A 21,024-nucleotide genomic window follows, 5' to 3' on the forward strand; every position below is an offset into this window, starting at 1 on the left:
CAGCAGGAGAGGCACAATGAAAACGCTGCTGATAATTGACTCCGGTCTTGGACAGGCTCGCGCCTACATGGCGAAGACCCTTCTGGGCGCGGCGGCACAAAAAGCACATCTGGACATTATTGATAACCCGGGCGACGCCGAAATGGCGATCGTGCTGGGCGACAGCATTCCAGCGGATAGCGCCCTCAACGGTAAAAAGGTGTGGCTGGGCGATATCAATCGCGCCGTTGCGCATCCTGAGCTGTTCCTGAGCGAAGCAAAAGGCCACGCTGCGGTGTACACCGCGCCAGCGGCATCCGCACCGGCTGCGGCAACGGGGCCAAAACGCATTGTGGCGGTAACGGCTTGCCCAACGGGCGTTGCGCATACCTTTATGGCGGCAGAAGCGATTGAAACCGAAGCCAAAAAACGCGGCTGGTGGGTGAAGGTTGAAACCCGCGGCTCCGTGGGCGCGGGCAATGCCATCACGCCGGAAGAGGTGGCGGAAGCCGATCTGGTGATCGTGGCGGCGGATATCGAAGTGGACCTGGCGAAGTTTGCCGGCAAGCCGATGTACCGCACCTCTACCGGCCTGGCGCTGAAAAAGACGGCGCAGGAGTTTGATAAGGCGCTGGCCGAAGCCAAGCCGTATCAGGCAAGCGGCGCGGCGAAAGCGCCGACCGAAGGGAAAAAAGAGTCCGCGGGCCTCTATCGTCACCTGCTGACCGGCGTGTCGTACATGCTGCCGATGGTAGTGGCGGGCGGCCTGTGCATTGCGCTCTCCTTCGCCTTTGGTATTGAAGCGTTTAAAGAGCAGGGCACGCTGGCGGCCGCGCTGATGCAGATTGGCGGCGGTTCTGCGTTCGCGCTGATGGTGCCGGTTCTGGCGGGCTTTATCGCCTTCTCGATTGCAGATCGCCCTGGCCTGACGCCGGGTCTCATCGGTGGTATGCTGGCCGTCAGCACCGGCTCCGGCTTCATCGGTGGGATCATTGCCGGTTTCCTGGCGGGCTACGTTGCGAAGCTTATCAGTACGAAGCTGAAGTTGCCGCAGAGTATGGAAGCGCTGAAACCGATTCTGATTATTCCGCTGCTCTCCAGCCTGGTGGTTGGCCTGGTGATGATCTACATGTTGGGCAAACCGGTTGCGGGCTTCCTGGAGTGGCTGACGCACTGGCTGCAAACCATGGGTACGACCAATGCGGTTGTGCTGGGCGCGATCCTCGGCGGCATGATGTGTGCCGATATGGGCGGTCCGATAAACAAAGCGGCGTACGCGTTTGGCGTGGGGCTGCTGAGCACCCAAACCTACGCGCCGATGGCGGCCATTATGGCTGCGGGCATGGTGCCACCGCTGGCGCTTGGCCTGGCAACGCTGATTGCGCGTCGTAAGTTCGACAAGGCGCAGCAGGAAGGGGGCAAGGCGGCGCTGGTGCTGGGCCTGTGCTTCATTACCGAAGGGGCGATTCCGTTCGCGGCGCGCGATCCGTTCCGTGTGCTGCCGTGCTGCATCGTGGGTGGCGCAGTCACCGGCGCGATCTCCATGGCGGTTGGCGCGAAGCTGATGGCACCGCACGGCGGCCTGTTCGTGCTGCTGATCCCTGGCGCCATCACCCCGGTGCTGGGCTATCTGCTGGCGATTGTTGCGGGTACGCTGATTGCGGGTCTGTCTTATGCGGTGCTGAAGCGCCCTGAAGCGGAAGTGGAAGCGGTCGCGAAAGCAGCTTAAAAGAGGTGTCGGGTGGCGGATTCGCCTTACCCGACCGACAAAAAAGCCGGGTCGCACTTCGCGCCCGGCTTTTTTTATGCCGCCTGTTCGGCGGTTTGCTGCGCCTTCAGCCAGGCAATCTCTTCTGCCCAGATATCCGGATTGATGGTTTCGAGCACCATCGGAATGCCGTCGAAGCGGGCGTCCTGCATGATAACGCGGAACGCGTCGTGGCCGATGTTCCCTTCGCCCAGGCTGTGGTGGCGGTCGACGCGGCTGCCGAACGCGCTTTTCGCGTCGTTCAGGTGCATCCCGCGCAGGTACTGAAAGCCGACGATGCGCTCAAACTCGTCGAAGGTGTTTTTCGTTGCCTCGGCGGTGCGCAGGTCGTAACCGGCCGCAAACGCGTGGCAGGTATCAATGCACACGCCCACGCGGGATTTATCCTCAACGCCGTCAATGATGGCCGCCAGATGCTCGAACCTGAAACCGAGGTTGCTGCCCTGACCGGCGGTATTCTCTATCACCGCCGTTACGCCCTGGGTTTTATCCAGGGTAATATTAATGGATTCGGCAATGCGTGCCAGGCAGGCGTCTTCGTCAATCTGCATCAGGTGGCTGCCCGGATGGAAGTTCAGCAGCGTCAGCCCAAGCTGTTCGCAGCGCTGCACCTCATCGAGAAACGCCTCGCGGGATTTCTCCAGCGCCTCTTCGACCGGATGCCCGAGGTTGATCAGGTAGCTGTCGTGGGGAAGAATCTGGCCAGGCCCGTAGCCGTACTTCTCGCAGGCGGCTTTGAAATCGTCGATGATTTCAGCCGTGAGGGGCGCGGCGCGCCACTGGCGCTGGTTTTTGGTGAACAGGGCGAATGCGGTCGCCTCGATTTCGGCGGCGCGAATGGCGGCATTCGCGAGGCCACCGGCAGCGCTAACGTGCGCTCCAACATATTTCATACAGGGACTCCTGTTAACCCGAAATGCGTATGATAGCGGGTTAACAGGAGGAGGACGTAGTGGTTTATGCCATCAGGCTGTGAACCGCGAGGTTGATTGCGCCACCGCCGACGATCAGCCAGACGAAGAGCACCAGCGCCATCAGCAGCGGTTTTGCCCCGGCTTTTTTCAGCGCGCTGACGTGGGTGGTTACCCCGAGCGCCGCCATGGCCATCGCCAGCAGCACGGTATCCAGCGTCACCAGCATATCCACCACCGCTTTCGGCAGCAGGTGGAAGGAGTTAAACACCGCGACCACGATAAACAGGATCGCAAACCAGGGAATGGTGATTTTGCTCTTCTCGCCGCTCCCCGCAGGAGCCAGCTGTTTCACCCGCGCCGCCAGGATAATCAGGAACGGCGCCAGCATCATCACGCGGAGCATTTTTGCTATTACCGCCGCGTTTTCCGCGTCCGGGCTAATGGCGTGGCCTGCCGCAACTACCTGCGCGACCTCATGCACCGTGGAGCCGATGTAGATCCCGTAGGTTTCCGGGCTGAACCAGTGCGCAACCAGCGGATACATGGCGGGGTAGAGGAAAATCGCCAGCGTCCCGAAGATCACCACGGTCGCAACCGCAACGGTCACCTTGCTGGCTTCGGCTTTGGCGACGGGCTCCGTCGCCAGCACGGCCGCCGCGCCGCAGATGCTGCTGCCCGCGCCGATCAGCCAGCTGGTCTGTTTATCCAGCCCGAACACCTTCTGGCCGATAAAGCACGCCAGTAAAAAGGTGCTGGTCAGCGTAAGGGCGTCGATAGCAATGCCGCTGACGCCGACGTCCGCAATTTGCGAAAATGTCAGGCGAAAGCCGTACAAAATAATGCCGAGGCGCAGCAGGTGCTGCTTGGCGAAGATCACGCCGCCGTCGCAGGCTTTCCACAGCTTGGGATAGACGGTATTGCCGACGACCATCCCCAGTAGAATAGCCAGCGTCAGGGCGCTAAACCCCGCCCCGGCGATGGCCGGAATGCTGCCGCCCCACAGGGCGACGCCCGTTACGGCGGCGCTGAGCGCGAGCCCCGGCACGAAGTGCCACACTGTTCGATGATGCTGCAGGGTAATTTCTGACATAACCTTCTCCTTTATCTGGCTAAAGGTTACGGCGTGCTGGCTTAAAAATAAAATTGATTATATATTTATAATCAATCTTTATAAGTGGTAAGCAACCATGCACATTACATTGCGTCAGCTGGAAGTTTTCGCCGAAGTGCTAAAGAGCGGCTCGACCACCCAGGCCTCGCAGATGCTGGCGCTTTCGCAGTCTGCGGTGAGCGCCGCGCTGACCGATCTGGAAGGCCAGCTGGGGGTTCAGCTTTTCGACAGGGTAGGGAAGCGGCTGGTTGTTAACGAACACGGTCGCCTGCTTTATCCGCGCGCGCTGGCCCTGCTGGAGCAGGCCGTTGAAATTGAGCAGCTGTTCCGGGAAGACAACGGCGCAATCCGCGTGTTCGCCAGCAGCACCATCGGCAACTATATCCTGCCGGAAGTGATTGCCCGCTACCGCCGGGATTTTCCAGGCCTGCCGCTGGAGATGAGCGTCGGCAACAGCCAGGACGTGATCAACGCGGTGATCGATTTCCGCGTGGACATTGGCCTTATTGAAGGGCCGTGCCATAACGTCGATATCATCGCGGAGCCGTGGCTGGAGGATGAGCTGGTGGTTTTCGCCTCTCCGGCCTCTTCCTTATTACAGGGCGAGGTGACGCTGGAACGCCTGGCGCAGGCGCAGTGGATCCTGCGCGAGCAGGGCTCCGGCACGCGGGAAATCGTCGATTACCTGCTGCTGTCGCACCTGCCGCAGTTCCAGCTGGGTATGGAGCTCGGCAACTCGGAGGCGATTAAGCACGCCGTTCGCCACGGTCTGGGCATCAGCTGCCTTTCACGCCGCGTGATTGCTGAACAGCTGGAAAGCGGAACGCTGGTTGAAATTCCGGTGCCGCTGCCGAAGCTGGTGCGCACGCTGTGGTGCATTCACCATCGCCAGAAACACCTTTCCAACTCTCTGCAGCGTTTTCTGCGCTACTGCGCCATTTAACGTTCCCCGGTGGCGCTTCGCTTACCGGGGCTACATGCGCTTGGCACCCCACATTTTTATGCTTTACTTATAATCCTGGCCGAGTCATGAAGCTCTCTTATAACTGCGTATTTCTGCCGGAAGGAACGCGGATCGTCTGCTACAATCGCGCCTCATTTATTGAATGGACAGCATTTTCACATGGTTTCAGAAACTAAAACCACAGAAGCGCCCGCGCTACGTCGCGCACTTAAGGCGCGTCACCTGACGATGATCGCCATTGGCGGCTCAATCGGTACAGGTCTTTTTGTTGCCTCTGGCGCAACAATTTCGGCAGCTGGCCCGGGCGGGGCACTCTTTTCCTATATCCTGATTGGCCTGATGGTCTACTTCCTTATGACCAGCCTGGGTGAACTGGCGGCGTATATGCCGGTGTCCGGTTCGTTCTCGACCTACGGTCAAAAATACGTTGAGGAAGGCTTCGGCTTCGCGCTGGGCTGGAACTACTGGTACAACTGGGCGGTGACGATTGCCGTTGACCTGGTTGCCGCGCAGCTGGTGATGACCTGGTGGTTCCCGGATACGCCGGGCTGGATCTGGAGCGCGCTGTTCCTGGCGGTGATCTTCATGCTGAACTACATCTCCGTGCGCGGTTTTGGCGAAGCGGAATACTGGTTCTCTTTGATAAAAGTGGCAACCGTCATCATCTTTATCGTGGTCGGTGTGGCGATGATCGTTGGTATTTTCAAAGGGGCTGAACCTGCGGGATGGAGCAACTGGGCGATTGACGACGCGCCGTTCGCCGGGGGCTTCTCGGCGATGATTGGCGTGGCGATGATCGTGGGCTTCTCCTTCCAGGGCACCGAGCTTATCGGCATCGCGGCCGGCGAATCCGAAAACCCGGAGAAGAACATTCCGCGCGCGGTGCGTCAGGTGTTCTGGCGTATCCTGCTGTTCTACGTGTTCGCTATTCTGATTATCAGCCTGATCATTCCGTATACCGATCCGAGCCTGCTGCGCAACGATGTGAAAGACATCAGCGTCAGCCCGTTCACGCTGGTGTTCCAGCACGCGGGCCTGCTGTCTGCGGCGGCGGTGATGAATGCCGTTATCCTGACGGCAGTGCTGTCGGCGGGTAACTCCGGCATGTACGCCTCCACCCGCATGCTGTACACCCTGGCCTGCGACGGTAAAGCGCCGCGCATCTTCGCGAAACTGTCCCGCGGCGGCGTGCCGCGCAACGCGCTGTATGCCACGACCGTGATCGCGGGCCTGTGCTTCCTGACCTCCATGTTCGGCAACCAGACGGTTTACCTGTGGCTGCTGAACACCTCCGGCATGACCGGCTTTATCGCCTGGCTGGGGATTGCGATTAGCCACTATCGCTTCCGCCGCGGCTACGTGAAGCAGGGACACGACATTAACGACCTGCCGTACCGCTCCGGGTTCTTCCCGCTGGGGCCGATTTTTGCCTTCGTTCTGTGCCTGATTATTACCCTGGGTCAGAACTACGAGGCCTTCCTGTCCGACACCATCGACTGGGGCGGCGTGATGGCGACCTACATCGGCATCCCGCTGTTCCTGGTTATCTGGTTTGGCTACAAGCTGGTGAAAGGCACGCACTTCGTTCGCTACAGCGAAATGGATTTCCCGGAACGATTTAAACAATAACCGCACTCCTCTCTTCAGGCCCGCTCAATGAGCGGGCTTTTTTTTATCTCCATACTGTGCAGACCGGATATAAATTTTAACAATTTAATTGATAATAGTTATCGTTTGCTTTATCGTTACGCCAAATCTAAAAGAGACTACCGACCCGCCAACGAAGCGGGCGGAGAGCTTTGCGCTGTGAGCATTAAACGTTGATTTAGTTGTATTTACCTCATGGAGATATGGAATGTTTAGGTTGAATCCCATCGTCAGGGGAGGACTATATGCGTCTGCAATGTCCCTCGCCCTGCCTGTCATCGCGGCGGAATCCGGCGACACTCTGGTGGTCACGGCAGCGGCTACCGAGCAAAACCTGAAGGATGCCCCGGCGAGTATTAGCGTCATCACCCAGGAAGATTTGCAGCGCAAGCCCGTACAAAACCTTAAAGATGTGTTAAGGGAAGTGCCCGGCGTACAGTTGACGAGTGAGGGTGACAACCGTAAAGGGGTAAGCATTCGCGGTCTGGACAGTAGCTACACGCTGATCCTGGTCGACGGCAAGCGCGTAAACTCGCGTAACGCCGTATTCCGCCACAACGATTTTGACCTGAACTGGGTGCCGGTGGACGCGATCGAGCGAATCGAAGTGGTGCGCGGCCCCATGTCTTCCCTGTACGGTTCCGATGCCCTGGGCGGCGTGGTCAACATCATTACCAAAAAAATCGGCCAGAAGTGGACGGGAACCCTTAGCGCCGACAGCACGATTCAGGAGCACCGCGACCGCGGCGACACCAATAACGGCCAGTTCTTTACCAGCGGACCGCTGGTGGATGGCGTGCTGGGGCTGAAAGCCTACGGCAGCGTCTCTAAGCGCGAAAAAGACGGCCAGCAAAAATCATCCACCGACGCCAGCGGCCAAACGCCGCGCATCGAAGGTTTCACCAGCCGCGATGCAAACGTTGAGTTTGCCTGGACGCCGACGGAAGACCACGACTTCACCGCGGGCTACGGCTTTGACCGTCAGGATCGCGATTCTGACTCCCTCGACAAAAACCGCCTCGAGCGCCAAAACTACTCCCTGAGCCACAACGGCCGCTGGGGCGTAGGCAACAGCGAGCTGAAGTTCTACGGCGAAAAGGTGGATAACAAAAATCCCGGCAACAGCAACCCTATCACCTCCGAGAGCAACTCAATTGATGGGAAATACGTGCTGCCGCTGGGTGAGATCAACCAGATGGTGACGTTTGGCGGCGAATGGCGTCACGACAAGCTGAAGGATCCCGTTAACCTGACGGGCGGCTCCAGCAGCAATACGTCTGCAAGCCAGTACGCGCTCTTCCTTGAAGACGAATGGCGCATCTTTGAGCCGCTGGCGCTGACCACCGGCATCCGCATGGATGACCATGAAACCTACGGCGACCACTGGAGCCCGCGTGCTTACCTCGTGTATAACGCGACCGATACCGTGACGGTGAAAGGGGGCTGGGCAACCGCGTTTAAAGCACCGTCGCTGCTGCAGCTTAGCCCGGACTGGGTAACCGGCTCCTGCCGCGGTGCCTGCGAAATTGTGGGTAACCCGGATCTGAAGCCGGAAACCAGCGAAAGCTTCGAATTCGGCCTCTACTATAACGGCGAAGAGGGCTGGCTGGAGGGCGTGCAGGCCAGCATCACCACCTTCCAGAACAACGTGGATGACCGAATCAGCATCAACCGTACGGCGAACGTCAGCCAGGCGCAGGGCTACCCGAACTACGTGGGGCTGAACGCCGACGGTGAGCCTATCTTCCGCTATTACAACGTCAACAAGGCGCGCATCCGCGGGGTAGAAACCGAGCTGAAATTCCCGGTTGCCGAAGACTGGAAGGTGACGCTGAACTACACCTACAACGACGGCCGCGACATCAGCAACGGCGGCAACAAGCCGCTGTCCGAGCTGCCGTTCCACACGGCCAACGGCACCGTGGACTGGAAGGCGACGCAGGACTGGTCGTTCTACGTGCAGGGTAACTACACCGGTGAAAAACGCGCGGTGACCTCCGGTGCGATAACGCCGGGCGGGTACGTGGTCTGGAATACGGGCGCCGCGTGGCAGGCAACGAAGAGCGTGAAGCTGCGCGCCGGGGTGCAGAACCTGCTGGATAAAGATCTCAGCCGCGATGACTACAGCTACACCGAAGACGGACGTCGCTACTTCGTGGGCGTGGATTATAAGTTCTAGGTTTCGATGCGGTTTTCATGCCCGGTGGCGCTTCGCTTACCGGGCCTACAAAATCCACGAACGTAGGCCGGGTAAGGCGAAGCCGCCACCCGGCGATGTTTCGTACTTACCCGAACAAATGCGCCGCATGGAAGCGGAGATGATCCTCAATAAACGAGGCGATGAAGTAGTAGCTGTGATCGTATCCCGGCTGGATGCGCAGCGTCAGCGGCCAGTTTTTCTGGCGCGCCGCCTCGGCGAGCACCGCGGGCTGCAGCTGTCCGGCGAGAAACTGATCCGCGTCGCCCTGGTCGATAAGCGTTGGGATCGCATCCTCTTCCCGACTGGCCAGCATTAGCGCGCAGCTGTCCCATTCCCGCCATTTTTCAGCATCTTCACCCAGATAGTGGCTGAATGCCTTTTGCCCCCACGGCACCTGGGTTGGGTTCACGATCGGCGCAAAGGCCGACACGCTGGTAAATTTGCCCGGATTTTTCAGCGCCAGGATCAGCGCCCCGTGCCCGCCCATCGAGTGTCCGCTAATGGCGCAGCGATCGCCCACGTTAAACTCCGCCTTAACCAGCGCAGGCAGCTCGTCGCGGATGTAGTCATACATGCGGTAATGTTTCGCCCACGGCTGCTGGCTGGCGTTGAGGTAAAAACCGGCGCCTTTTCCCAGGTCGTAACCGGCGTCGTCGGCAACGTCGTCACCGCGCGGGCTGGTATCCGGCATCACCAGCGCAATGCCCAGCTCGGCCGCTACGCGCTGCGCGCCCGCCTTGGTGGTGAAGTTTTCGTCGTTACAGGTTAAGCCCGACAGCCAGAACAGCACGGGCGGCTTCGCGCCGCTATCGGGCGGCAGGAAAATGCTGAACGTCATGGCACAGCCAAGCGTGCTGGAGTCGTGGCGCCAGCGCTGTTGACGGCCTTCAAAACAACGGTGCTCTTCGAGCAGTTCCATGCAGGGCTCCTTCTATGGATGACTATTTGTTAAATCAATAATACAGAGTTTTCATTGGCCTGTGAGCAACTTTCACTTTCGCCGGGCGCAAGGATGTTGCATCATCAGTTAACTTATTTTTAACAATTGGAACGGTCATGGCGTTGCGTATTGCCCTCAGCGGGTTTGTGGTTCTGGTGGTGGCGATGGGGATAGGGCGCTTTGCCTTTACGCCTCAGGTTCCGCTGATGATTGCCGCCGGGCAGCTCACCCTGACCAGCGCGGGCCTGGTGGCCGCGATGAACTACCTTGGCTATCTGGTCGGCGCGTGGGACGCCATGCGCGCCCATCGGTTTGTCGAAGCGCGGCTGTGGCTCGGGATTACCGGGGCCGTTGCGCTGACGCTGCTGTCCGCGGCGGCGGATAACGCCGTTGTGCACGGGCTTCTGCGCTTTGTGATTGGCTGCATGAGCGGCTGGTCGATGGTGCTGATTGCCGCCTGGACCAACGAGCGTCTGGGGCAGCTGGGCAAGCCGGGCCTGAGCGCGGCGGTCTTCGCCGGGCCGGGGGCAGGCATCGCCCTGAGCGGGCTGCTCGCAGTCTATATACAGGCCAAATCGCTCTCCGCCGGTGCCGCGTGGCAAATCTACGGCGTGCTGGCGCTGGTGCTTATCGCCCTCGTTGCCCGCTATCTGCCGCGGGCGGGCCAGCTTCATCGTCCGGGAACGGTCCCCGAGCCGCTGCACCTCACGCCTGACCTGAAGCGGCTGGTGTGGAGCTACAGCCTGGCCGGGTTCGGCTACATTCTTCCGGCCACGTTTTTATCGCAGATGGCGGTCGCCCGCTTTCCCGGCAGCCTGTTTGCCCAGTTCGTCTGGCCGCTCTTTGGCGCCGCCGCCGTGCTGGGGATTGCGCTGAGCATCGCGCTGCGCCATACCTCGACCTCCAACCGCAGGCTGGCGATCGTGCTCTGGCTCCAGGGCATCGGCGTGCTGGCCGCCTGGCTGCTGCCGGGGATTGGCGGTTTGCTGACGGGCGGGCTGCTGGTCGGCGGCGGCTTCCTGTGCGCCGTGCAGCTTTCATTGCTGTATGGCCGCGAGCTGGCGCCCGAGCATACCCGCTATATGGCGGGGCTGCTGACCACCGGTTACGCCATCGGGCAGCTGGTTGGGCCGATGACCTCCGCGCTCTCCACCTGGCTCACGCATCGGCTGGAGCCCGCGCTGGGGCTGGCTGGCCTCGCGCTGTTTATCGGCGGGGCGCTCGTCTGGAACCGTCAACCCGAAAGGCAGCAGCGATTGCAATAATTATCGCCGTGAATACTGGATTATGTGCGCCGCCTCACGCACAATGAGCGCACACTTTTGCCACAACGAGGGCAAAAGACGCCACACCTGCAGGAGAAAAGAATGTCATCACTCAGTAAAGAAGCGGCCCTGGTCCACGAAGCGCTGGTTGCGCGCGGCCTTGAAACCCCGCTGCGTCCGCCGGTTCAGGATTTGGACAATGAAACCCGTAAGCGTCTTATCTCCGGTCATATGACCGAGATCATGCAGCTGCTGAATCTCGATCTGAGCGACGACAGCCTGATGGAGACGCCGCATCGCATCGCAAAAATGTACGTCGATGAGATCTTCTCCGGCCTGGATTACGCTAATTTCCCGAAAATCACCGTCATCGAAAACAAGATGAAGGTCGATGAGATGGTCACGGTGCGCGACATCACGCTGACCAGCACCTGCGAGCACCACTTCGTGACCATCGACGGCAAAGCGACCGTGGCCTACATTCCAAAAGATACGGTGATTGGACTGTCCAAAATCAACCGCATCGTGCAGTTCTTCGCCCAGCGTCCGCAGGTGCAGGAGCGTCTGACGCAGCAGATCCTGACGGCGCTGCAAACGCTGCTGGGCACCAACAACGTGGCGGTCTCTATCGATGCGGTGCACTACTGCGTGAAGGCGCGCGGCGTGCGCGATGCAACCAGCGCCACCACCACCACCTCGCTGGGCGGCCTGTTTAAGTCGAGCCAGAATACCCGCCAGGAATTTCTGCGCGCGGTGCGTCACCACAACTAATCAGACAGGGCAGGGACCATGGAGCGAAACGTCACGCTCGATTTTGTTCGCGGCGTCGCCATTCTCGGTATCCTGCTGCTGAATATTAGCGCCTTTGGCTTGCCAAAGGCCGCCTACCTTAATCCCGCCTGGTATGGCGACATTACCCGCAGCGACGCCTGGACGTGGGCCATCCTCGATCTCTTCGCGCAGGTCAAATTCCTGACGCTGTTCGCGCTGCTGTTCGGCGCGGGCCTGCAGCTTTTGCTCAAGCGCGGCGCGCGCTGGATCCAGTCGCGCCTGACCCTGCTGGTCATCCTCGGCTTTATTCACGGCCTCTTTTTCTGGGACGGCGATATTCTGCTGGCCTACGGCCTGGTGGGGCTGATCTGCTGGCGTCTGATCCGCGATGCGCACAGCGTAAAAAGCCTGTTTAACACCGGCGTGATGCTGTACGTCATGGGGCTTGGCGTACTGCTGCTGCTCGGGCTGATCTCGGGCGAGGCGACAAACCGTTCGTGGGTTCCGGACGCTGCCAACCTCCAGTACGAACAGTTCTGGAAGCTGAAGGGCGGGACGGAGGCGATAAGCAACCGCGCGGATATGCTGGGCAATAATCTTCTGGCGCTCGGCGCGCAGTACGGCTGGCAGCTTGCGGGAATGATGCTGATGGGCGCATCGCTGATGCGCACCGGCTGGCTGAAGGGGGAATTTAGCCTGCGGCACTACCGTCGCGTCGGCGCGGGGCTGGTGCTGCTCGGCGTGCTGATAAACCTTCCGGCGGTGATAGCGCAATGGCATCTCCACTGGGACTATCGCTGGTGCGCGTTTCTACTTCAGGCCCCGCGCGAGCTGAGCGCGCCGTTTCAGACCATCGGCTACGCGGCGCTGATATACGGCTTCTGGCCCCGGCTGGCGCGCCTGCGCGCGGTGGCTGCCGTGGCCTGCGTTGGCCGGATGGCGTTGAGCAATTACATTTTACAAACGCTGATTTGCACCACGCTGTTCTATCAATTCGGCCTGTTTATGAAATTCGACCGGCTCGCGCTGCTGGCGTTTGTGATCCCGGTCTGGATTGTTAACGTGGTGTTTTCCGTTATCTGGCTGCGCTATTTCCGCCAGGGCCCGCTGGAGTGGGCGTGGCGGCAGTTAACCGCGCGTGCTGCGGGCGTTTCATTACGTAATACATCCAGATAACGATCTGGATCACAATCATTAACAAAACGGATGTAAGCGTTTTCATCCGTGTGAGCTTCTTCACGTAGTCCCCTTTCTCTCGCTGCCAGAATAGCCTCCTTGCTAAACACAGGGGGTGTCTGTGCGTTGCTGCAATCCATTTAAGGATGGTGAATATGATCACCATTCGTGACGTCGCCCGTCTGGCGGGCGTTTCCGTTGCTACCGTTTCTCGCGTGCTGAACAACAGCGCGCTCGTCAGCCCTGAAACCCGCGAAACCGTGATGAAAGCCGTTTCGCAGCTGGGCTATCGGCCCAACGCCAACGCGCAGGCGCTGGCCACGCAGGTGAGCGATACCATTGGCGTGGTGGTGATGGACGTTTCCGACGCCTTTTTCGGCGCGCTGGTCAAGGCGGTGGACGTGGTTGCCCAGCAGCACGGAAAGTACGTGCTGATCGGCAACAGCTACCACGAGGCTGAAAAAGAGCGTCATGCCATTGAGGTGCTGATTCGCCAGCGCTGTAACGCCCTGATCGTTCACTCCAAAGCCCTAAGCGACGAAGAGCTTTCCGGCTTTATGGAGCAGATCCCCGGCATGGTGCTGATCAACCGCATCGTGCCCGGCTACGCGCACCGCTGCGTGGGTCTGGACAACGTCAGCGGCGCGATGATGGCGACGCGGATGCTTATCAACAACGGGCATCAGCGCGTCGGCTATCTCGCTTCAAGCCACCGCATTGAGGACGATGAAATGCGCCGCGAGGGGTGGCAAACCGCCCTGAAAGAGCACGGCATCACGCCGCTTGAGAGCTGGACGGGCACCGGCTCGCCGGACATGCAGGGCGGCGAGGCGGCAATGGTTGAGCTGCTGGGCCGCAACCTGCAGCTGACGGCCGTTTTTGCCTACAACGACAGCATGGCGGCAGGGGCGCTCACCGCGCTAAAGGATAACGGCATTGCGGTGCCGCAGCATTTGTCGCTGATCGGTTTTGACGATATCCCCATTGCCCGCTACACCGACCCGCAGCTGACCACGGTGCGCTACCCGATTGCTTCGATGGCGAAACTGGCCACTGAGCTGGCGTTACAGGGGGCGGCGGGGCTGCGGGATCCTGGCGCAACGCACTGTTTTATGCCGACTTTAGTGCGTCGCCACTCGGTATCCATTCGGCAAACTGTGGTTCCGATCACTAACTGATTACACGGTGTGATGTAACCGTTTTCAATCTGTGAGTAAATTCACAGTATCTTAACAAGCCGCTGACTATGATGTCAGCGTTTTAGGAGCTGAAACGCTATGTAACGGTGATTATTCACTTTGACCATAGCAAACGTGCCGGAAACATCCAAAAAAACGCATTTCTGGAGCGTTACAGACCACGGAAGATAAGCATTTTATAAGTGAACTTCGGCGATCGGTAACGTTTCTTTAACATCTGCCCGCCGACCGTTATTCACCAGAACTACCCTGCATAAAAAAAACCGGAGATACCATGAATAAGAAGGTGTTGACTCTGTCTGCTGTTATGGCAAGCATGCTTTTTGGTGCCGCTGCGCACGCCGCGGATACCCGTATTGGTGTGACAATCTATAAATACGACGACAACTTTATGTCCGTCGTGCGTAAAGCCATTGAGAAAGATGCGAAAGCAGCGCCGGACGTACAGCTGCTGATGAATGACTCCCAGAACGACCAGTCCAAACAGAACGATCAGATTGACGTGCTGCTGGCAAAAGGCGTGAAAGCGCTGGCGATCAACCTGGTTGACCCGGCTGCAGCAGGCACGGTAATTGAAAAAGCGCGCGGCCAGAACGTGCCAATTGTCTTCTTCAACAAAGAACCTTCCCGCAAGGCGCTGGATAGCTACGATAAAGCGTACTACGTTGGCACCGACTCCAAAGAGTCCGGCATTATCCAGGGCGACCTGATTGCAAAACACTGGGCGGCGAACCCGAACTGGGATCTGAACAAAGACGGCCAGATTCAGTTTGTGCTGCTGAAGGGCGAGCCGGGCCACCCGGACGCTGAAGCGCGTACCACCTACGTGATCAAAGAGCTGAACGACAAGGGCCTGAAAACCCAGCAGCTGGCGCTCGATACCGCCATGTGGGACACCGCTCAGGCGAAAGATAAGATGGACGCATGGCTGTCCGGCCCGAACGCCAACAAAATCGAAGTGGTTATCGCCAACAACGATGCGATGGCAATGGGCGCGGTTGAAGCGCTGAAAGCGCACAACAAATCTTCCATTCCTGTGTTCGGCGTGGATGCGCTGCCGGAAGCGCTGGCGCTGGTGAAATCCGGCGCGATGGCCGGTACCGTGCTGAACGATGCCAACAACCAGGCGAAAGCGACCTTCGATCTGGCGAAAAACCTGGCCGACGGTAAAGGCGCCGCTGACGGCACCAGCTGGAAAATTGAAAACAAAATCGTTCGCGTACCGTACGTGGGCGTAGACCAGTCCAACCTGGCTGAGTTCATCGGTAAATAAGTTAGCCATAACGTCTCCACTGGGCGCAATTCGTTGCGCCCTTTTATAACGCGATATGCGAGGCCAACAAGGTATAATTATGGTCAGCACAACTACTCAGTCGTCCGGTGAATACTTGTTAGAAATGAGCGGTATCAACAAGTCTTTTCCCGGCGTTAAGGCGCTTGATAATGTTAATTTAAAGGTGCGTCCTCACTCCATTCACGCATTAATGGGGGAGAACGGTGCCGGTAAATCAACGTTATTAAAATGTCTTTTTGGGATCTATCAAAAAGATTCTGGCAGTATTCTTTTTCAGGGGAAAGAGATCGATTTCCATTCAGCGAAAGAAGCGCTGGAAAACGGTATCTCGATGGTTCACCAGGAGTTAAACCTGGTATTGCAACGCTCGGTTATGGACAATATGTGGCTGGGCCGTTACCCAACCAAGGGTGTCTTTGTCGATCAGGACAAAATGTACCGCGACACCAAAGCCATTTTTGACGAGCTGGATATTGATATCGATCCGCGCGCCCGCGTCGGAACATTATCCGTTTCCCAGATGCAGATGATAGAAATTGCGAAAGCGTTCTCCTATGATGCCAAAATCGTCATTATGGATGAGCCAACCTCGTCATTAACGGAAAAAGAGGTTAACCACCTTTTCACCATTATTCGCAAGCTGAAGGACCGCGGCTGCGGGATTGTTTATATCTCCCACAAGATGGAAGAGATTTTCCAGCTGTGCGATGAGATCACCATTCTGCGCGACGGCCAGTGGATTGCCACCCAGCCGCTGGAAGGGCTGGATATGGACAAGATCATCGCCATGATGGTCGGCCGCTCCCTGAACCAGCGCTTCCCGGACAAAGAAAACACCCCGGGCGAAGTAATTCTTGAGGTGCGCAACCTGACCTCGCTGCGCCAGCCGTCGATTCGCGACGTCTCCTTCGACCTGCACAAGGGCGAAATTTTGGGCATTGCCGGGCTGGTGGGCGCCAAGCGTACCGACATCGTTGAAACCCTGTTTGGCATTCGCGAGAAGTCCGGCGGCACGATTACGCTGCACGGCAAGAAAATTAATAACCACAACGCCAACGAAGCCATTAACCACGGTTTTGCGCTGGTGACGGAAGAGCGCCGCTCCACCGGGATTTATGCGTATCTGGATATTAACTTTAACTCGCTAATTTCGAATATTCGTAACTACAAGAGCAAAATCGGCCTGCTGGATAATTCCCGCATGAAGAGCGATACCCAGTGGGTAATTGACTCAATGCGCGTAAAAACGCCGGGCCACCGCACGCAGATTGGCTCTCTTTCCGGCGGTAATCAGCAGAAGGTGATTATTGGCCGCTGGCTATTAACCCAGCCGGAAATTCTGATGCTGGACGAGCCAACGCGCGGAATCGACGTAGGGGCAAAATTCGAAATTTACCAGCTGATTGCCGAGCTGGCGAAAAAGAATAAAGGGATCATTATTATCTCTTCCGAAATGCCGGAACTGTTAGGGATCACGGATCGTATTCTGGTAATGAGCAATGGTCTCGTTGCCGGTATTGTTGACACCAAAACGACAACGCAAAATGAAATTTTGCGTCTTGCGTCTTTGCACCTTTAAGATCAGGGGCTCCTCATGAGTGCGTTAAATAAAAAAAGCTTTCTCACTTATCTGAAAGAGGGCGGTATTTACGTCGTTCTTTTAGTTTTGCTGGCCATTATTATTTTCCAGGACCCTACGTTCTTAAGCCTGCTGAACCTGAGTAACATTCTGACCCAGTCCTCCGTGCGTATTATCATCGCGCTGGGCGTGGCGGGACTTATCGTTACCCAGGGGACGGACCTGTCGGCGGGGCGTCAGGTTGGCCTTGCGGCGGTTATCGCCGCCACGCTGCTGCAGTCGATGGAAAATGCCAACAAGGTGTTCCCGGAAATGGCCACCATGCCGATTTTCGTGGTAATCCTGATCGTGTGCGCCATTGGCGCGGTGATTGGCCTGATCAACGGCATCATCATCGCCTACCTGAACGTGACGCCGTTCATCACCACCCTCGGCACGATGATTATCGTTTACGGCATCAACTCCCTATACTACGACTTCGTGGGCGCGTCGCCGATTTCCGGCTTCGACAGCGGCTTCTCGACCTTTACCCAGGGCTTCGTGGCGCTCGGCAGCTTCCGCCTGTCGTACATTACGTTCTATGCGCTGATTGCGGTGGCCTTCGTCTGGGTGCTGTGGAACAAAACCCGCTTCGGCAAAAATATCTTCGCCATCGGTGGTAACCCGGAAGCGGCGAAAGTGTCCGGCGTTAACGTTGCGCTGAACCTGCTGATGATTTATGCCCTGTCCGGCGTGTTCTACGCGTTCGGCGGGATGCTGGAAGCGGGCCGCATCGGCTCGGCGACCAATAACCTTGGCTTTATGTACGAGCTGGACGCCATCGCGGCCTGCGTGGTGGGCGGCGTCTCCTTCAGCGGCGGCGTGGGCACCGTGATTGGCGTGGTGACGGGCGTTATCATTTTCACCGTTATCAACTACGGTCTGACCTATATCGGCGTGAACCCGTACTGGCAGTACATCATCAAGGGCGCGATTATCATCTTCGCGGTTGCCCTTGATTCACTGAAGTACGCGCGTAAGAAATAAGTTCTTGAGAATAAAAGGCTCGCTCACGTAGCGGGCCTTTTTTTTGTCCGGTGGCGCTGCGCTTGGCGGGCCCACAGCATCGTGACTGTAGGTCGGGTTAGCGTTTCTTCTGCAGTTCCAGCAGCTGCTCCGGCGTGACAGCCGGATAACCCTGCGCGTCTTCAGGCACCTCATGCATTGCCGGGATCGGCACCAGCGGGCCTAAGAAGCGCGGCTCGCGCTTGAAGAGATACAGATCGGCCAGCGCGCCAAAGCGGGCGCCAAACTCGCGCACGCGCACGCTGAGCATATCCTTCGGCGACGGCACGGCGTAGCACTGGGCCTGAATGCCCATGTGCAGGGCGATAAACAGCGCGCGCTCGCAGTGGAAGCGCTGGGTAATGATGATGAAATCGTTGGTGTCGAACACTTTGCGGGTGCGCACGATCGAGTCCAGCGTGCGGAAGCCAGCGTAGTCGAGCACGATGTCTGCCGGATCGACGCCGCCCGCAATCAGGTCCTTACGCATCGTTACCGGCTCGTTGTAGCTTTGCTGGGCATTATCGCCGCTCAGCAGCAGGTAATTGACCTTCCCGCTGTTATAGGCGTTCAGCGCGCCCTGAATACGGTAGCGGTAATACTGGTTAATCACGCCGGTGCGATAGTATTTGGCGGTGCCGAGCACCACGCCGACCTGGCGGTAGGGGAGATCCTGCAGCTCGTCGAAGATATACGGGGCCGTTTTCCAGCTCATCCAGCGGTCGAGGCCAAGCACGATCAACAGCAGTATGCCGATCAGGACAGACAGGCTGTAAAACACGCGCTTTAACATGGAGATGGCTCGTTCGTGGGTGAAAGTTCACTCAGGCTACTTTACCCGCCTGGTAAGCGCAAGAAACAGAGAATCAACTGAAGGGTTTTTCATCATACCGGCGGGCATTTCTGCCCGCCGGAGGGATTACGCGAGCAGAACGCGGTCAATTGTTGTGCAGCCCAGCGCTTTCAGCGTCGCGGCGGTCGCATCCCACTGGATCAGCGGCGCGTCGGCTTTTTCTGCCAGAATGGCGCGCTGAATGTCCGGGTAGTCATAGCCGTTCAGGCTCAGTAGGTTCAGGGCGCCCTGCAGCGGCGGCAGCGTTGGGTTAAACGCGGCGTTTTCGGCATAGCTGCCGGTAAAGATGCGCCCGTCGCGACACTGCAGCGCCACGCCGCTCGGCGATTTGCTGTACGGGGTATGGCTTTTGTTCGCGGCAGCGATAGCGGCTTCGCTCAGCGCGTCGCCGGACAGGGTGAAGCCGTGATCCTGCTCGTCCATCAGCAGCGTTTTGATCTCAAGATCTTTCGGGCCAAAGGCGTCGGGCAGATAATCGCCCAGCGTGCGCGGCTCGCGGCCCGGCAGGTTAACGCGCAGCTGCAGGCCGCTGTTCAGCTCGTTCATAAACTGGCGGCAGTGGCCGCAGGGGGTGTAATTCACGGTGATCGCGCTCAGGGATTTTTCCCCGCGCAGCCAGGCGTGGCTGATGGCGCTCTGCTCCGCGTGAACGGTTTGCTGCATGGTCGCACCGAGAAACTCCATGTTTCCGCCGAAGTACCAGGTTCCGCTTACGCCGCGGGCGATGGCGCCGACGTTGAAGTGGGAAAGATCGGCGCGCGCGCAGGCGGCGGCCAGCGGCAGCAGTGCGAAAGCCAGCGCGTCTTCGTCCAGTCCCGTTGCTTCTTTAAGCGTCGCGACCTGCCCGGCGGTCAGCAGGGCGGGGAAATGCGCATCCGCCAGAACCGGAGCCAGGGCTGATTGCAAATTCTCTGCAAGCTGTGCGAAAGCAGATTGAAAACGTGGGTGCATGGCGTTGCCTCATAAAGGTTAATGGATCGGTAGTGTACGGAGCCAGTGAGGCCTTATTTGTGATCTGCATCTCATAATGTATGCAACTTATGAAAACAAAATGAAATTTGCGCGACGCATCGCAAATTTTAGCCCACTACCGCCAAAATAATCGGGAAGACGAACGGGGCAATCAGCGAGGTGATAATCCCGCAGATCACCAGCGCCAGCGAGCTAAAAGCGCCTTCCTGATAGTCCACTTCGGCACAGCGCGCGGTGCCCAGCGCGTGCGAGGCGGTGCCCATGGCGAGCCCACGCGCCGCTTTCGTGTGGATTTTCATCACGTTGAGCAGGGTATGGCCAAACACCGCGCCGAGGATGCCGACGAAAATCACGCACATGGCACTGATGGCGGGGATACCGCCGATGCTGCCGCCTACCGCCATGGCGATGGGCGTGGTGACCGATTTAGGCAGGATGGAGGCGGCGATCTGCGGCGATGCGCCCATCAGCAGCGCCACCGTGGTGCCGGTGACCATCGCCACCAGGCTGCCCACGAAGCAGATGGTGATGATGGACTTCCAGCGGGCGCGGATCTGATGCAGCTGTTCATATAAAGGAAACGCCAGCGCCACGACGGCAGGTTGAAGCAGATCGTTGAGAATTTTGCTGCCAGCGAAGTAGCGTTCGTAGGGGATGCCCGTCAGCAGCAGGAAGGGGATAATCACCACCATCGCCACCAGCAGCGGGTTAAGCAGCGGCATTTTCAAACGTGCGGCAAGCCTGCGCGCCGCGAAGAATACCGCCAGGGTTAACGGCAGCGACCACCAGATATTAGCCATCATTGTTTGGTTCCTTTCTGCCCGACCACTTTACGTTCGCCGTGAACGATGTGCGAACTCCAGCTCACCACCAGGAAGACCACCAGCGTGCTGACCGCGCAGGAGACGACGATGGGCCCGAACTGCGCCATAAGCAAATCGTAGTATTGCATGACGCCAACGCCGATGGGCACGAACAGCAGCGCCATGTAGCGGATAAGCACGAAGCAGCCGGGGTTGACCCATTTCGCCGGGAGGATCTGCAGCGCCAGCAGCACGAAGAGGATCAGCATCCCGATGATGCTGCCGGGAATGGTGATAGGCAGCAGGGAGGCGACGAAAATCCCGGCGTAGAGACAGGCATAAATCAGTACGAATGCGCGCAGATATTGCCAGATGATATTCAGTGATTTGCTCATGGTGAAAGTCCTTGCTGAAACGCATTCATCATACAATTAAACCCTGAAATGTGCCACGGATCACATCATGAATTTTGAGCATACCAGACATTCCAAAACGGAACGTCGGGCATTTCCACAAATGGACAGGGCAAAGTTTACATGCAACTA

At 58.3% G+C, this 21,024-nt stretch carries 18 protein-coding genes; 11 read left to right on the forward strand and 7 right to left on the reverse strand.

Going from position 1 to position 21,024, the window contains the following annotated elements:
* Positions 1-16 precede the first annotated feature (16 nt).
* Positions 17-1,708, forward strand: a complete 1,692-nt coding sequence (fruA, locus tag AB8804_RS04380) for a PTS fructose transporter subunit IIBC (RefSeq protein ID WP_371183443.1) — start codon at positions 17-19, stop codon at positions 1,706-1,708.
* 74 nt (positions 1,709-1,782) lie between these two features.
* On the opposite strand, the gene nfo is transcribed toward fruA, so the two are convergent.
* Positions 1,783-2,640 (reverse strand): deoxyribonuclease IV, encoded by an 858-nt coding sequence (gene nfo / locus AB8804_RS04385; protein ID WP_112012560.1) that lies wholly within the window; start codon positions 2,638-2,640, stop codon positions 1,783-1,785.
* Positions 2,641-2,704: 64 nt separating this feature from the next.
* Positions 2,705-3,751, reverse strand: coding sequence for a YeiH family protein (locus tag AB8804_RS04390; protein ID WP_371183446.1), 1,047 nt, complete (start codon positions 3,749-3,751; stop codon positions 2,705-2,707).
* A gap of 97 nt (positions 3,752-3,848) precedes the next feature.
* On the opposite strand from AB8804_RS04390, the gene yieE reads away from it, so the two are divergent.
* The 3 genes from yieE to cirA all read left to right on the forward strand — a co-directional run bounded on the left by yieE (position 3,849) and on the right by cirA (position 8,562).
* Entirely contained in the window at positions 3,849-4,715 is an 867-nt protein-coding gene (yieE, locus tag AB8804_RS04395) for a DNA-binding transcriptional regulator YeiE (protein ID WP_371183448.1), read from the forward strand.
* Positions 4,716-4,895: 180 nt separating this feature from the next.
* The gene (locus AB8804_RS04400) at positions 4,896-6,365 is read left to right on the forward strand and encodes an amino acid permease (RefSeq protein ID WP_371183450.1); all 1,470 of its coding nucleotides are present in this window, start codon (positions 4,896-4,898) and stop codon (positions 6,363-6,365) included.
* A gap of 226 nt (positions 6,366-6,591) precedes the next feature.
* Positions 6,592-8,562, forward strand: a complete 1,971-nt coding sequence (gene cirA, locus AB8804_RS04405) for a catecholate siderophore receptor CirA (protein ID WP_371183452.1) — start codon at positions 6,592-6,594, stop codon at positions 8,560-8,562.
* 106 nt (positions 8,563-8,668) lie between these two features.
* On the opposite strand, the gene fghA is transcribed toward cirA, so the two are convergent.
* Entirely contained in the window at positions 8,669-9,502 is an 834-nt protein-coding gene (gene fghA / locus AB8804_RS04410; RefSeq protein ID WP_371183454.1) for an S-formylglutathione hydrolase, read from the reverse strand.
* A gap of 137 nt (positions 9,503-9,639) precedes the next feature.
* Here fghA and AB8804_RS04415 point away from each other — a divergent pair, with 137 nt between their 5' ends.
* From AB8804_RS04415 to mglC, 7 genes are all read left to right on the forward strand, one after another.
* A complete protein-coding gene (locus AB8804_RS04415) occupies positions 9,640-10,788 on the forward strand; it encodes a YbfB/YjiJ family MFS transporter (RefSeq protein ID WP_371183456.1) in 1,149 nt (382 codons plus the stop codon).
* Positions 10,789-10,890: 102 nt separating this feature from the next.
* Positions 10,891-11,559, forward strand: coding sequence for a GTP cyclohydrolase I FolE (gene folE / locus AB8804_RS04420; protein WP_371183458.1), 669 nt, complete (start codon positions 10,891-10,893; stop codon positions 11,557-11,559).
* An 18-nt stretch (positions 11,560-11,577) separates the two neighbouring features.
* Positions 11,578-12,735, forward strand: a complete 1,158-nt coding sequence (yeiB, locus tag AB8804_RS04425; RefSeq protein ID WP_371183460.1) for a DUF418 domain-containing protein YeiB — start codon at positions 11,578-11,580, stop codon at positions 12,733-12,735.
* Positions 12,736-12,890: 155 nt separating this feature from the next.
* Positions 12,891-13,913, forward strand: coding sequence for an HTH-type transcriptional regulator GalS (galS, locus tag AB8804_RS04430; RefSeq protein WP_371183462.1), 1,023 nt, complete (start codon positions 12,891-12,893; stop codon positions 13,911-13,913).
* 295 nt (positions 13,914-14,208) lie between these two features.
* The gene (gene mglB, locus AB8804_RS04435; RefSeq protein WP_023312468.1) at positions 14,209-15,207 is read left to right on the forward strand and encodes a galactose/glucose ABC transporter substrate-binding protein MglB; all 999 of its coding nucleotides are present in this window, start codon (positions 14,209-14,211) and stop codon (positions 15,205-15,207) included.
* A gap of 79 nt (positions 15,208-15,286) precedes the next feature.
* Complete coding sequence (gene mglA, locus AB8804_RS04440; protein WP_042320270.1) at positions 15,287-16,807, forward strand: galactose/methyl galactoside ABC transporter ATP-binding protein MglA; 1,521 nt, start codon at positions 15,287-15,289, stop codon at positions 16,805-16,807.
* A gap of 15 nt (positions 16,808-16,822) precedes the next feature.
* The gene (mglC, locus tag AB8804_RS04445; protein ID WP_112012548.1) at positions 16,823-17,833 is read left to right on the forward strand and encodes a galactose/methyl galactoside ABC transporter permease MglC; all 1,011 of its coding nucleotides are present in this window, start codon (positions 16,823-16,825) and stop codon (positions 17,831-17,833) included.
* A gap of 97 nt (positions 17,834-17,930) precedes the next feature.
* Here mglC and sanA read toward each other — a convergent pair whose 3' ends face one another.
* The 4 genes from sanA to AB8804_RS04465 form a co-directional block, all read right to left on the reverse strand.
* A complete protein-coding gene (gene sanA, locus AB8804_RS04450) occupies positions 17,931-18,644 on the reverse strand; it encodes an outer membrane permeability protein SanA (RefSeq protein ID WP_371183466.1) in 714 nt (237 codons plus the stop codon).
* Positions 18,645-18,770: 126 nt separating this feature from the next.
* Positions 18,771-19,655: a cytidine deaminase gene (gene cdd / locus AB8804_RS04455; protein ID WP_371183469.1), complete on the reverse strand. Its 885-nt coding sequence runs from the start codon at positions 19,653-19,655 to the stop codon at positions 18,771-18,773.
* 128 nt (positions 19,656-19,783) lie between these two features.
* Positions 19,784-20,479, reverse strand: a complete 696-nt coding sequence (locus tag AB8804_RS04460; RefSeq protein WP_371183471.1) for a CidB/LrgB family autolysis modulator — start codon at positions 20,477-20,479, stop codon at positions 19,784-19,786.
* On the reverse strand, positions 20,476-20,874 hold the full coding sequence (locus AB8804_RS04465) for a CidA/LrgA family protein (protein ID WP_371183473.1): 399 nt from the start codon (positions 20,872-20,874) through the stop codon (positions 20,476-20,478). The genes AB8804_RS04460 and AB8804_RS04465 overlap by 4 nt, the downstream gene beginning before the upstream one ends.
* Positions 20,875-21,024: the final 150 nt, after the last annotated feature.

The organism is Enterobacter sp. KBR-315C3_2022 (genome assembly GCF_041399425.1).
Lineage (GTDB): Bacteria > Pseudomonadota > Gammaproteobacteria > Enterobacterales > Enterobacteriaceae > Enterobacter.

Excerpts from the sequence above, each read along its gene's own strand:
- fruA (WP_371183443.1), top strand. The coding sequence starts at position 17 with ATGAAAACGCTGCTGATAATTGACTCCGGTCTTGGACAGGCTCGCGCC.
- nfo (WP_112012560.1), bottom strand. The coding sequence starts at position 2,640 with ATGAAATATGTTGGAGCGCACGTTAGCGCTGCCGGTGGCCTCGCGAAT.
- AB8804_RS04390 (WP_371183446.1), bottom strand. The coding sequence starts at position 3,751 with ATGTCAGAAATTACCCTGCAGCATCATCGAACAGTGTGGCACTTCGTG.
- yieE (WP_371183448.1), top strand. The coding sequence starts at position 3,849 with ATGCACATTACATTGCGTCAGCTGGAAGTTTTCGCCGAAGTGCTAAAG.
- AB8804_RS04400 (WP_371183450.1), top strand. The coding sequence starts at position 4,896 with ATGGTTTCAGAAACTAAAACCACAGAAGCGCCCGCGCTACGTCGCGCA.
- cirA (WP_371183452.1), top strand. The coding sequence starts at position 6,592 with ATGTTTAGGTTGAATCCCATCGTCAGGGGAGGACTATATGCGTCTGCA.
- fghA (WP_371183454.1), bottom strand. The coding sequence starts at position 9,502 with ATGGAACTGCTCGAAGAGCACCGTTGTTTTGAAGGCCGTCAACAGCGC.
- AB8804_RS04415 (WP_371183456.1), top strand. The coding sequence starts at position 9,640 with ATGGCGTTGCGTATTGCCCTCAGCGGGTTTGTGGTTCTGGTGGTGGCG.
- folE (WP_371183458.1), top strand. The coding sequence starts at position 10,891 with ATGTCATCACTCAGTAAAGAAGCGGCCCTGGTCCACGAAGCGCTGGTT.
- yeiB (WP_371183460.1), top strand. The coding sequence starts at position 11,578 with ATGGAGCGAAACGTCACGCTCGATTTTGTTCGCGGCGTCGCCATTCTC.
- galS (WP_371183462.1), top strand. The coding sequence starts at position 12,891 with ATGATCACCATTCGTGACGTCGCCCGTCTGGCGGGCGTTTCCGTTGCT.
- mglB (WP_023312468.1), top strand. The coding sequence starts at position 14,209 with ATGAATAAGAAGGTGTTGACTCTGTCTGCTGTTATGGCAAGCATGCTT.
- mglA (WP_042320270.1), top strand. The coding sequence starts at position 15,287 with ATGGTCAGCACAACTACTCAGTCGTCCGGTGAATACTTGTTAGAAATG.
- mglC (WP_112012548.1), top strand. The coding sequence starts at position 16,823 with ATGAGTGCGTTAAATAAAAAAAGCTTTCTCACTTATCTGAAAGAGGGC.
- sanA (WP_371183466.1), bottom strand. The coding sequence starts at position 18,644 with ATGTTAAAGCGCGTGTTTTACAGCCTGTCTGTCCTGATCGGCATACTG.
- cdd (WP_371183469.1), bottom strand. The coding sequence starts at position 19,655 with ATGCACCCACGTTTTCAATCTGCTTTCGCACAGCTTGCAGAGAATTTG.
- AB8804_RS04460 (WP_371183471.1), bottom strand. The coding sequence starts at position 20,479 with ATGATGGCTAATATCTGGTGGTCGCTGCCGTTAACCCTGGCGGTATTC.
- AB8804_RS04465 (WP_371183473.1), bottom strand. The coding sequence starts at position 20,874 with ATGAGCAAATCACTGAATATCATCTGGCAATATCTGCGCGCATTCGTA.